This is a genomic window from Enhygromyxa salina (genome assembly GCF_002994635.1).
GTDB lineage: Bacteria > Myxococcota_A > Polyangia > Nannocystales > Nannocystaceae > Plesiocystis > Plesiocystis salina_B.
The window spans coordinates 78375-89979 of record NZ_PVNL01000031.1 but is presented as its reverse complement, the minus strand read 5'-3'; the positions used below and the strand labels follow the sequence as shown (position 1 = coordinate 89979).

The 11605-nt window shown below is 69.9% G+C and carries 8 protein-coding genes; 3 read left to right on the top strand and 5 right to left on the bottom strand.

What is annotated here, in order from left to right:
* Positions 1 to 328: 328 nt before the first annotated feature.
* A complete protein-coding gene (locus ENSA7_RS06585; RefSeq protein WP_106088348.1) occupies positions 329 to 679 on the top strand; it encodes a hypothetical protein in 351 nt (116 codons plus the stop codon).
* Positions 680 to 694: 15 nt separating this feature from the next.
* On the opposite strand, the gene ENSA7_RS06580 is transcribed toward ENSA7_RS06585, so the two are convergent.
* Positions 695 to 1090 (bottom strand): thioredoxin family protein, encoded by a 396-nt coding sequence (locus tag ENSA7_RS06580; RefSeq protein WP_219907922.1) that lies wholly within the window; start codon positions 1088 to 1090, stop codon positions 695 to 697.
* A gap of 88 nt (positions 1091 to 1178) precedes the next feature.
* Here ENSA7_RS06580 and ENSA7_RS06575 point away from each other — a divergent pair, with 88 nt between their 5' ends.
* Positions 1179 to 2927, top strand: coding sequence for a S10 family serine carboxypeptidase-like protein (locus ENSA7_RS06575; protein WP_181233304.1), 1749 nt, complete (start codon positions 1179 to 1181; stop codon positions 2925 to 2927).
* 23 nt (positions 2928 to 2950) lie between these two features.
* Here ENSA7_RS06575 and ENSA7_RS43280 read toward each other — a convergent pair whose 3' ends face one another.
* The 3 genes from ENSA7_RS43280 to ENSA7_RS06560 all read right to left on the bottom strand — a co-directional run bounded on the left by ENSA7_RS43280 (position 2951) and on the right by ENSA7_RS06560 (position 8693).
* On the bottom strand, positions 2951 to 3763 hold the full coding sequence (locus tag ENSA7_RS43280; RefSeq protein WP_106088346.1) for a hypothetical protein: 813 nt from the start codon (positions 3761 to 3763) through the stop codon (positions 2951 to 2953).
* An 85-nt stretch (positions 3764 to 3848) separates the two neighbouring features.
* Entirely contained in the window at positions 3849 to 7772 is a 3924-nt protein-coding gene (locus ENSA7_RS06565; protein ID WP_106088345.1) for a serine/threonine-protein kinase, read from the bottom strand.
* 45 nt (positions 7773 to 7817) lie between these two features.
* Positions 7818 to 8693 carry a 5'-3' exonuclease gene (locus tag ENSA7_RS06560; protein WP_106088344.1) on the bottom strand — a complete coding sequence of 292 codons (876 nt, stop codon included), beginning with the start codon at positions 8691 to 8693 and terminating at the stop codon, positions 7818 to 7820.
* A gap of 55 nt (positions 8694 to 8748) precedes the next feature.
* Here ENSA7_RS06560 and ENSA7_RS43275 point away from each other — a divergent pair, with 55 nt between their 5' ends.
* Positions 8749 to 11067, top strand: a complete 2319-nt coding sequence (locus tag ENSA7_RS43275) for a hypothetical protein (RefSeq protein ID WP_181233302.1) — start codon at positions 8749 to 8751, stop codon at positions 11065 to 11067.
* Here ENSA7_RS43275 and ENSA7_RS46075 read toward each other — a convergent pair.
* Positions 11006 to 11590, bottom strand: coding sequence for a transposase (locus tag ENSA7_RS46075; RefSeq protein ID WP_181233300.1), 585 nt, complete (start codon positions 11588 to 11590; stop codon positions 11006 to 11008). The genes ENSA7_RS43275 and ENSA7_RS46075 overlap by 62 nt on opposite strands.
* Between the last annotated feature and the right edge of the window lie 15 nt (positions 11591 to 11605).

Genomic DNA, 11605 nt, shown 5'->3' with positions numbered 1-11605 from the left:
CCGCAGCAGCGGTCGGGTTGGGCTCGGGCGGCGGTGTGGCTGCCGGTTGACATGCCAACAACAACGACGACGCCGCGGCGATCGAGATGGACCAGCACGCGACCATGCGCGGGCGCTCGTGTAGAGACGACATGGCCGACCCTATCGCAATCGGGACGAGTCGTTGGCTTCCAACCGCCGGACCAGTCCACGCCGTCGTCCCCAAGTGAGCCAGAATCCTGGCCCAAGCTGAGAGCTGATCGACGATCGCCCAACGATCGGCCCGCGACGCGGCATCGAGCGACCTTCGCTAGCTCCGCGACCCCATCTCCGAGTATGTTCGCGCCCGATGAAGCGAATCACCCAGGGAATCATGATGCTCGTCGCTGTCTCGACGCTGTCACTCGCGGCCTGCGACAAGAAGGATGAGGCGGCCGGCGACAAGGACAAGAAAGAGACCGCCGACGCCGACAAGCCGAGCTTGAGGCTGAGCAACGACACGGAGGAGTGCCGCAACGCGCTGAAGTGCTGCGAAGCCATGGTCTCGGCCGAGAAGGGCTCGGCGACCCCGGAGGACATCAACCTGTCGTGCTCCGGCGTCGGCATGGCGGACAGCGACGATCTCTGCAAGGAGTTCAAGAAGGGCTTCACCATGGCGCTCGAGGCCGGCGGCAAGCCGGTGCCCGACGCGTGCAAGTAGGGCCGCTCTGAAGCTCTACCCAAACAGGCGCCCGAGCAGCCCCTTGCTGCGACGGCGCTTCTTGTTGAGCAGCCACTCGGCTCGGCTGCCGAGTCGCTTGGCGTCCATCCGACCGACCACGGCGTCGACCACCTCACCGTCGAGCACGAACAGGATCGTGGGCACCGACTGGATCCGAAACGGCGCGGCGAGAAACCCGTGGGTCGCCGTGTTGACCTTGCAAAACCGGACCTCTTCGGCGTCGAACTGGCCAGCGACGGCCGTGAAGTCGTTGGCCATGGCCATGCAGGGGCCGCAGGTCGGCGACCAGAAGTCGATGATGGCTGCGCCACCCTCTGCGCTCATGATCTCCTCGACCTGCTCCTCGGCGTCGAGATCTTCGTACGGCTTGTCGGTCGCGGCCTCGCCCATCGGGCGGTGATTCTAGTCGCAGACACGGCGCGGGCCAAGCCTCGCGCGGCTTGGCTGGGTGCAGGTTTCTGGCGGTAGCATGGAGCCGATGGCGTTGGGCGGGGATCGGAGTCGGATGCGCGCGCTCGCGGCCGCGCTGCTGCTCGGCGCGTGCGCGCAGTCCTCGGCGATCGACGATCTCCCCAGCGAGACGGCGAGCGACTTCGGCACCGACACCACCGAGCCCGAGCGACCCGATCTTCCCGGCGACAGCGAGTCCGACACGGCCGAGACCGAGACCGGCGAGGCCTGCCCGCCACCGCCCTGTGCGGCGTGCAGCTGCGAAGACGGCCAGCTGATCTGCGCGTGTCTCGAGCCAGAAGCTGGCTTCATCGAGATCGAGGGCGTCGACTACCTGCTCGGGCAAGGCCCCGACGCGCTGGCAATGAGCTCGACCGCCTCGCGCCAGTTCTGGGCGTTCCAGCCCGCGCGCGACCAGCTCGATCCTGCGCCGCTCGTCGTGTTCTTCAACGGCGGCCCAAGCGTGTCGAGCGGCATGTTGCTGGGCCTGAACACGGGCGAGGCGAGCTTCGATCCCAAGCTGACCGGCCCCGACGCGACGGTGGCCGACAACCCGCACAGCTGGACCAGCTTCGCCCACTTGCTGTGGATCGACGCCCGTCAGACTGGGTTCTCGTACGGGTTGCTCGATGAGCCCAGCGACGCGAGCGCGCGCGCCGAGGCGATGGACGTGGCCAGCTTCAACAGCTACCGCGACGCGGCCGACTTCGTGCGCACGCTGCTGCGCTTCTTGGACGCGCACCCAACCCTGCGCGCGAGCGAGGTCGTGCTGGTGGCCGAGAGCTACGGGGGGATCCGGGCCCAGATCATGCTCGACATGCTGCTGTGGGCCGACGCTTATGAAGACGGCAGCCGCAAGCTCAGCGACGTCGCGCTGGCCCAGGAGATCCGCGCCCACCACTTGGCGGTGCACGGCAGCACCGCGGCCGCGGACGTCGCGGCTCAGTTCGGGCGGCAGGTCCTGATTCAACCCGCGCTGACCGGCAGCGTCCAGCAGGTCACGGCCGGCCAGCTATTCGAGCAGCCCGACTCGGTGATCGAACAGTTCGCGCTCGAGCTCGGGGTCGACTATGTCAGCTGCGCCGAGAAGGGCGGGCCGTGTGACGCGTACGGCAACGCGACCAGCTTCATCGGCAGCCAGGGTCGCAGCGCCTACGACTACCGGGCGCCCGCGTCTTGGCTCAACGACGTGTTCAACCTGGTCGCCGCGCGCCTCAACGACGTCGACACCACCGAGACGCTGCTGGGCGTGGAGCTAAGCCAGATCATGGGGATCACGGCGGACCAGCGGGCGCCGGGGTGGCGGTTCGTCCACGCTGGCTCCTACCCCGCCGACGCTGAGCTGGGCAACTGGCCCGACCACGGCGGGGCGCTCAACAGCTGGGATCGCTACTTTTTGAGCTTCAACGCCGAGGCGCTCGGGCAATTTCGGAGCGTCGACGCGCGCGCGCTCGACCTCGATCCGGCCGACCCCCACTTCGGTGAGCTGTTCCTGTCGAACCTGGTGTTTGTCGACACGCTGATCACCGAGGCTGCCTACGACGTGGTCATTTATACGCCGGCGATCCCGGCGGCGCTCGAGAGCTACTCCGCGCTGGTCGCCAGCGTGATCGTCGACCCCGACGCCCGCGAGTGGACGGTCGAGTATCAAGACGGCGTGCTCGCCAACCCGGGGGCGCGGGTCGTGAGCGTGCCGGTCTACGCGGCCTCGCACGCGGTGACCTACGACGAGCCCGGCAAGCTGCGCGATGACGTCGAGCTATGGCTCTTTGAGTGACAGCCGCCAGCGCGAGGCCGCGCTCAGCGCTCGAACACGGTGGGGAGGGCGTCCCGCGACACGTCGTCGAGCGGGGCGGGATCGATCGACTGGGCGCCTGCGGCCGCCTGATCGCCGACGCCTGGATGCTCGAAGGTCTCGTCGCGGTCGTCCTCGCTCGGCGACACTGGCTCGGCCGGCTCGGCCGGCTCGCCGACCAGCTCGACGCTCGGCAGCGGTGACTCGTCCTCGTCCTCGATGCTCGGCAGCTCGTCCAAGCTGGGCTTGACGACCGCGCTCGGCGGGGCCGGGACAGCCTCGACCGCCGCCGCGGACTTCGACGCGCCAGGCTCGACCACCGGACGCTCGACCACCGCCGGCCGTCGGGGCTCCGGCTCCGGCTCGGGTTCGGGTTCCGGCTCCGGGGCCTCGTCGGTCAGCAGCGGCGGCGCGGGTGGGGCCTGAAAGCGCTGGCGATCCGGTGAGTCGATCGCCGCGTCCAGGCTCGCCGCCAGCGTGCTGTCGCGCGAATCCAAGACTTGCTCGGGCTCCGGCGCGACGGCTGCGGGCGGCTCCGCGGAGGCGTCGTTGAACGCGGTCGCCGGGAGCTCGAGCCGCTTGTCAGTCGGGGGGGCGCCAGCGCCGACATTCAGCGCCAGCACGACGCCGACCGTGACCAACCCGCAGATCCCGGCGCCAAGCAGCAACCACTTGCGCTCACCGGGCTCCGCGTCGCGCCCTGCGGTCGGAGGCTCATCATCGAATTCGAAGTCACCGCCGGTCCAACCAGGCTCGATCTCGTGTTCGTGTTCAAACGCGTGGTGGGGGCGGGAGTCGGTTTCGGGCAGGCGGGACACGGCAGAGTCCTCCAATGGTCCACGCTAGCGTGGCGGCGTGGACCAACCAAGATTCCGGCTATCTCGAGCCCCGCCCGAGGGCCGATCAGCTCCCCGGCGCGCGGCGGCCGTCGTGCATCGGCGCGATCAGATCCAAGAAGCGCGCGCGGTTGGGGATGCCCTGCTCGCGCAGGTACGCGTCACCGAGCGCCTCGAGCTCGGCCGACTCGCGGCCCTTGGTCTGGCCGGCGAGCCGCAGTCGCACCGCCGCCAGCATCGCCCCCATGGAGTTGTCCTCGAAGTGGCTCTGCGCGTCGCGCCAGCACCTGCGCATGCCCTCGCGGTCGCCCATGATCGAGCACAGCGCCGCCTCGTTGATGCGGGCCTCGCCGAGCTGCAGGGGATCTTTGATCTTGTGGTGCAGCTTGCACCCACGCGCGACCTCGCGGCGCAGCTCGAGATCGTTCGGCTCGCGGACGGCCGACCACAGCACCACCCGCGCGCGGGCCTGCTCGATCAACACCGAGATCAGCGGCAGCCGGCCCATGCCCGAGGACCGCACGCTCGCCGCCGCCGAGGCGACCTCGGCCCGGGCCCGTTCGACCTCACCCGCGTACAGCAGCACGTTGGCCGCCGACAGATCCAGGGTCAGGTCCGGGACCGTGTAGCGCGACGCATCCCAGCACTCGCGCCCGGCGTCGAGGTTGCGCTTGGCGCCGTCGAGATCGTCAAAATACAGCGACACCGTGGCGGCGACGCCATGCAGCGAGGCCAGCTCGTGCAGGTTGCCGTGCTCACGCGCGGTCATGATCCAGCGCGGCAGCTCGCGCCGCAGCTCGCCGAGCTGCCCGCTGTACACACAGGTCTCGGCGTAGCGGATCGCCGCGTAGGCCCGAATCCAGTCGGCCCCCGGCGAGGCCTCGATCCGGCGCAGCAGGTGGGCCAGGCGGGCCCGCGCCTTGGGCATGCGCCCACCAAACCAATCGACCATGGCCTCCGACAGATCGATCGCTCGATCGAGCTCGACGTCGTCGACCCGGGTGGCCAGCTCGCGGCACTCGATCATCATGCGCCGGGCCGACTCGGTCCGCCCGACCGCGGCGTGGGCCACGAACTCGTAGGACAGCACGATCCCGAGCCGCCGCGGCTCGCCGGCCTCGCGCGCCAGCACCAGCGCCCGCGCGTGGAGGGCCTGGGTCAAGATGATCTCTTGCAGCGACAAGCCAGTTGCGACGTTCGCGATCACGTCGAGTCGGGTCAGCAGCTGCGCAGAGACCTCGGCTTCCGGCCGCAGCTTCGCGGCACCAAACAACGAGCGCCACCACAGCCGACCGCGCTCGCGAACGATCATCCAGACCGCCCCCCAGAACCCGCGCGGCATCGGCTCGCCCAGCTCGGTGAACAGCGTGCGGCTCAGGTCCAGGCCCTCGTCGAGCCGACCCGCGCGAAGCAGCTGCTCGGCCGCGCGCTGGCGCAGCGACCGGCCCTCATCGGGGTTGGAGACGACCGCGAGCTCCAACAGAATGTCCGACGCCGAGGCCCCGCGACCGAGGTTGATCAGCTGGTGCGCCAGCGCGAGCCGCAGGGCCCGGCGCTTGGCCGCGGGCGCGGTCGCAGGCAGCAGCTCGAGGGTCCGCTCGTAGAGCTCGGCGGCCCGGGCAAACGCCAGCGCCTGCGCGGCCTGGACCGCGGCGCGCTCGCTGTACTCGGCCGCGCGCTCGGCCGCGCCGCCCTGGGCAAACTGCTCGGCCAGGGTCTCGAGGTCGCCGCCATGCTGCTCGAGCAGCTCCGCGAGCTGGACATGGACACCACGCAGCTCGTCCGGCTCGAGCTCGCTGAGCACCACCTCGCGGATCCGGCCGTGCGCCGTCTCGACCGCCCACGCTGATCGATCCAGCGTCTTGGTGTCCGCCTGCTGGTGAGGGTCGTGCGGATCGTGGGTCCGCGGCCGGGTGAGCAGACCGAGCGCGCACAGCTCGTCGATGATCGAGCCAATCGAGTCGCTCGGGCCCTCGAGCTCGACCCCGTCGAGCGCGACGATCGGCACCGGTCCGCCCGCCGCGGCCACCAACGCCAGCAGCGTCCGCCGGGCGTGATCGAGGTCGACGAGCCGCCGCGCGACGATCTCGTCGAGGTTGCCCGCGCCCTCCGCCTGCGCGCGACCACCCAGGACCAGCTGGCCGAGATAAAACGGATTGGCCCCAGCCTGCTCGACCAGGCTGCGCGCGAGCGTGGGCTCGGCCGCCTCGCCCATCAGCTTCATGGTCAGGTCCACCGCGTCGCCCTGATCGAGCGGCCCCAGCTGCAGGTCACGCACGTCGCGGCCCTCGAGCGCGTCAGCAGAGGTCAGCTCGGCGACGGCCTCGCGCGAGCCCGGCTTGAGCTCGAGGTCGTCACGAAACCCGAGCAACACCAGCATCGCCGGAGCGTCGGGCGGGCGGATCAGCGAATTCAGCAGGCGCACGCTGTCGATGTCTGCCCACTGAAAGTCATCGATACACACGACCAGGGGCCGACGATCGCTGACCCGCTGAACCAGCTCGCGCAGGGCCGCGAGCCCTTGCCTGCGCAGCTCGGTGGCCTCGGCCGGACCTGGGAACGCCGGCTTGGACCAGACATCGCCGAGCACCGGAAAGATCCGCGTGAGCGGACCGAGGGCGCGCGGTTGCAGGGCCGCGACCTCGACCTCGGGCATCCGCCGCAGCTGGACCGAGAGCGCGTCGATGATCGCGTCGACGCCCTTGTAGGGCACCGACTCGCGCTCGAGGCAGCGACCGCTCAGGACCAGCGCGTCGTGCTTGCGCCGGACCCGACCCAAGAACCGAGCCAGCAGCGCCGACTTGCCGAACCCGCTCGCGCCGTAGACGTGCACCGTCACCGCCGCCTGGATCTCTTCGACGTCGCGCAGCGCCGCGCCGAGCTGGGCGAGCTCGCGCTTGCGGCCAATGAAGGGCGCGCGCGATCCCAGCCGTGGGTCGCCGCTGGCGATCGAGCCCGAGCTCATCGACGCGCCAGCGAACACACCCGAACCGCCGGGGCCCGCCGCCAACCCCACCCCCGCGCCGATCCCAGCCGCTCCCGACCAGCTGCCGGGGCCAAGATCGAAGTCCATCTGCTCGAACGCCGCGAGCAGCTCGGGCCCGCTCGGCCGGCTCTCGGGGTCGCGCGCGAGCAAGCGCATGCACATCGATCGCAGCTCCGCCGACACGCCCGGGACCTTCATCCGCGGGTCCGGGATCTCGCCCTCCTGCTTGTGGATCATGACCTCGATCGCCGAGCCCCGAAACGGCAGCTCACCCGTGAGGCACTCGAACAGCATCACGCCGATCGCATACAGATCCGAACCGGGCGTGGTCTTGCCAGCGATCGCCTGCTCGGGCGCCATGTAGGCCGGGGTCCCGAGCGGCGCGCCGTCGCGGGTCATGCCCACGTCGATGACGTCGAGCTCCGAGACCAGGCCAAAGTCGAGGATCACCACCCTACCCCCGCGGCTGACCAGCACGTTCGACGGCTTCACGTCGCGATGCAGACACTGCGCGAGGTGCAGGTGGTGGATGCCGACGACCAGCTGACCGAGCGAGCGACCGAGCCGCACGAGGTTGGGCAGGTGGCCCGCCGGGGTGTGGCCACGGACGTACTCCGTGAACGGCACCCCATCGACGAGCTCCATCGTGAAGAACGGCGGACCCTCGCGGGCGATCACCAGCTCGTGCAGCGCGATCAAGTTGGGGTGGGTGACGTCTGCGAGCGCCCGAAACTCGCGCTTGAACCGGTACAGCGCCGTCGAGCCAGCCTGGGCCAGCACCTTCAGCGCCACCCGCTCGCCGGTCGCGAGCGAGCGCGCCGCGAACACCTCGCCCATGCCGCCTGCGCCGAGCCGCCGCTCGATCTCGTAGTCACCCAGGCGATCACCGATCGCAACCTCGACGCCGCGACGGGACCCGGCCGGGTACCCACCGACCTGCGGATCCCGGGTCGACGAGAGGATGCCCGGCTGGGTCTCGTCGCCGAGCTGGTCATCAAAGGCCACGCTCGCGGGAGTATATCGCCTCGGTCCCGTGCCCCGCGGCGCGTTCTAAATCCAGGCGGGTACGCGAGACAGCGCGGCGACGTCACCGATCTCTTCGCAGATCTGCGTGAGCTCGTCTCGCTTGGCGCCGCGCCACCGCAGCTCGTCGAGCTCGCGCTGCTCGAGCGGCACATCGGTGCGCAGGGTCGTCAGGACCCGAAACAGCTCGGCGTCCGCACGCTGTTCACGGAGGCTCTTGGCCAGCCCCTTGGCCCCGCGGATCTTGATGCTCCACGCGAGGTCGTGATCCGGGATGTCGCTGACGTGGCCGTAGACCTTCAGCACCGCCGCGGTCGACTTCATCCCCCAGCGCGGGATCCCAGGGATCCCGTCGGCGCTGTCCCCGACGAGCGCGAGCAGATCCGGGATCGAAGCCGGCGGCACGCCAAACTTCTCCTCGATCCCCGCGGCGTCGTAGATTTCCTTGCGGCGGCGATCGAACAGCACGACTCGATCCCCGCGGACGCACTGGCCCAGATCCTTGTCAGGTGAACACAGGAGCACCTGCTCGACCCCCTGTACATCGGCCCAGCGCGCGGCTGCAGTGGCGAGCGCGTCGTCGGCCTCGAACTCGACCATCGGCCACACGACCAAGCCCAGCGCATCCGCGAGCCGCTCGGCCAGCGGGAACTGGGCCCACAACGCCGGATCCATGCCCTCGCCGGTCTTGTAGCCAGCGTAGAGGTCATTGCGGAAAGACTCGATCACGTGGTCGAAGGCGATCGCCACGTGGGTCGTGTCCGGCTCGCGCAGCAGCGAGAGCATCGAACGCAGCAGCCCCCGGCACGCGCCGACCTCCCGGCCGTCGCTGCCGGTCGCGGGTGGTGCGCCATAGAAGCTGCGGAACAACTCGTAGGTACCGTCGATCAAGTGCACACGCACCCCGCGACTGTGCCACACACGGCGGCGCGACAACCGGTACAATCTGGGTGACCTCGTGGCGAAGCCCGACGACCAGAATCCCTCGAACGTCGATCCCGAGCGGGACGACGGCCCTTCCGTATCGGGCGCGGGCGCGGACAAGCCACCGACGCTGCCCGGGTTCGCCAGCGACGGCCCGCAGCCGAAGACTTTACACGGGGTGCCCGCGGGCGACCTGCTCGGCGAAGACGCCGGGCTCGACGATCTGTTCGACGTACCCACGCTCGGCACCAACGCGAAGTCCGGACCCAAGCTCAAGTCGCCCGGGCCACCGCCGCTGCCACCACTGGTCGGCCGCAAGGGCGGGCCTCGGCCACCGACGACCGGGCCGCTGCCGGTCATTCCGCCGATCGGCGAGAACAACTCCCAGCGCGGGAGCAGCGACCCCGGGCCCAAGCGCGTCGAGCCGAAGCCGAGGCCGCTGCCGAGCAAGCCCCTCGCTAGCGCCAGCCCGACCTCGCCGAGCAGCGGCGCGCTCCCTTCGGCGAACTCGCTGATCGAGAAGATCCGACTGGCCGCGCTGCGCAAGGCGGAGGCCGAGCAAGCCGACGGGGCGGACAAACCCGCCGACAGGCCCAAGCTGTCCGCCAAGCTGCCGCCAAAGCCTCGCCAGAAGCTCGCGGCCAAGCTCGCCGCGGTCGCGCCGGCGAGCGACGAGCCCGAGCTCCCGCTCGAGCCCGCGGCCGCGCTGGTGTCCGAGCCTGCGAGCACGCATGACGCGGGGGCCAAGCCCGAGGTCGATGACGAAGGCGTCGATGTCGATGTCGCCACGGTCGAGCCCGCACCCGACCCCGTCGCGGAGCCCGAGGTCGCCGCCGCGCCCGAGCCCGAGGTCGCTGCCGCGCTCGCTACACCTACGTTGGCCTCGCCCGAGTCCGCGCCAGAATTCGAGGTCACCGAACCCGCAACCGCTCCAGCGCCCGAGTCCGCTGCCGAACTCGAGGTCGAGGCCGCGAACGAACCGGCAGCCGTCGACACGACGCCTCCGACTGAGGCTGCGATCCCCGAGACCGTTGAAGCTCGAGCCCCAGACGCGACGGACGATCCCACCGCCGACGCGCCTGCGGCTGCGACCTTGCCTGAGCCCGCCGCGAGCACGCCGCCGATCAGTGAGGCCGCGCAGACCGTCGCGATGACCAGGCCCTCGCTGGCGCGCGTTGGACCACCTGCCGGACCAGGCAAAGACGCCAAGCAGGCGCCGCCGCCACCTCAGACCGCGTCTGCAACCTCCGAGGCGGCGCCACAGATCGGCGCCCCGTACGAGCCCCCCGCGGTGATCCTCAGGGCCGACGACCGCGACGTCGCAGACTCGACCGACCCGACGCAGGCGAGTGAACGTGGCCTCGACGAGCCGCGCGGGCTCCCCCGGCCCGCTCGGCTGCCGCGGCCGAAGCAACGTCAGACGCCCGTCGGTCTCGCTCCCGAGCCGCCCGTGGACGCGGCCGCGGATTGGGCCCCCGCAGCGGCGCCGCTCGACCAGCCCGAGCAAGCCCTGGCTCCGCCGCCCGGTCATGCACCCGATCCCGCGGGCGCTCCCGTGCCTGTGCGGCCGCAGGACACCGCCTCGCTGATCGACGGGTTGGCCAGCGAGATCATCGCCGACGCCGAGGCCGAGTCCGCGCCCACGGTCCACGTGGCGATACCAGCGGACGTCCTCGACGATCTTCCCCCGAACCAACAAAAGCGCAAGCGCAAGCTCGCGCTGTACGCCTTGGCCGGAGCCGCCGCGCTCACGCTGATCGTCGCGTTGTTGCCCTCGAAGAAGCCCAAGGACAAGGCCAAGGAGCCAGATCTCGCGCAGGTCGACGAGCCAGTCCAACCCGCTGAGCCAGCGCCGAAGCCAGAGCCCGAACAGCTCGCGCAGGCCGACAGCGACGGCGAGCCCGAGTCGGACGCCGTGATCGTCGTCGACACGACGGGCACGGACACAGGCGAGGCCGAGCCCAAGCCAAAGTCGGAGCCCAAGCCAAAGTCGGAGCCCAAGCCAAAATCCGTCAAAGAGGACGAACCAGCGCCGCCCAAGCCAAAGCCGAAGCCCGAGCCAAAGCCCGAGCCGGTCGCCAAGCCCACGCCACCGCCGACGGACAACCGCAACGACCAACAGCTCTACGACGCGGCGCAGTCTGCCTACAACAAGGGCAGCGCGGCCGAGGCCTACAAGCTCGCCGCCGCCAGCTACAAGCAAAAGAGCAAGTCGAAGACCGCGGAGCTCATGACGCTCGCGGCCTGCAAGATGAAGGACGGCGGGAAGGCCAAGTCGTCGCTCAACAAGGTCACGCTGATCCGGCGTGGGGCGATGAAAAAAGAGTGCAAGGCGATGGGCGTGTCGCTGTAGAGCGCCGATCAGTTTGGAGGCACGAGTTTGGCCAGCTCACTCGGCGGTGCGCGAGTGTGGTCGAGTTTGGCGAGGCGCTCGAGGTGGGTACATGATGGGCTCGGATCGATGGCGCTCGGGTTAGCGAGGCGTAGTAGCCGGACCTCGACACCGCGAGGACCCTGCACATCAGCTTGATCGGAAAGTTGGCCCTCTCCGCGTGGATCAGCTCGTAGGCCTCAGCCGCTACGAGCTTTATTGGCGAACAAGGCCGCGGCGTTTTTAAGAAGTCCCACTCCATCTGCAGCTCGCGATTTTGCCTGCGCAGCTGCTTGAGCTCCTCCCGCTCCTCGGTCGTCAGTGGGCCGGCATCGCTGGGGCCACCTTCGTCGACCTTCGCTTGGTTCACCCAGTTCCCGAGTGCGCCCTCAGGAAGGTCGAGATCTCGAGCCACCTGAGAGATCGGCTTGCTTGACCGCTGGCAGATCTTGACGGCCTCGGCCTCTTGTTGCGGTGCAAGTGTCCTGCGTTTCTTGCGTGGCACGGTGCTTGTCCTCCA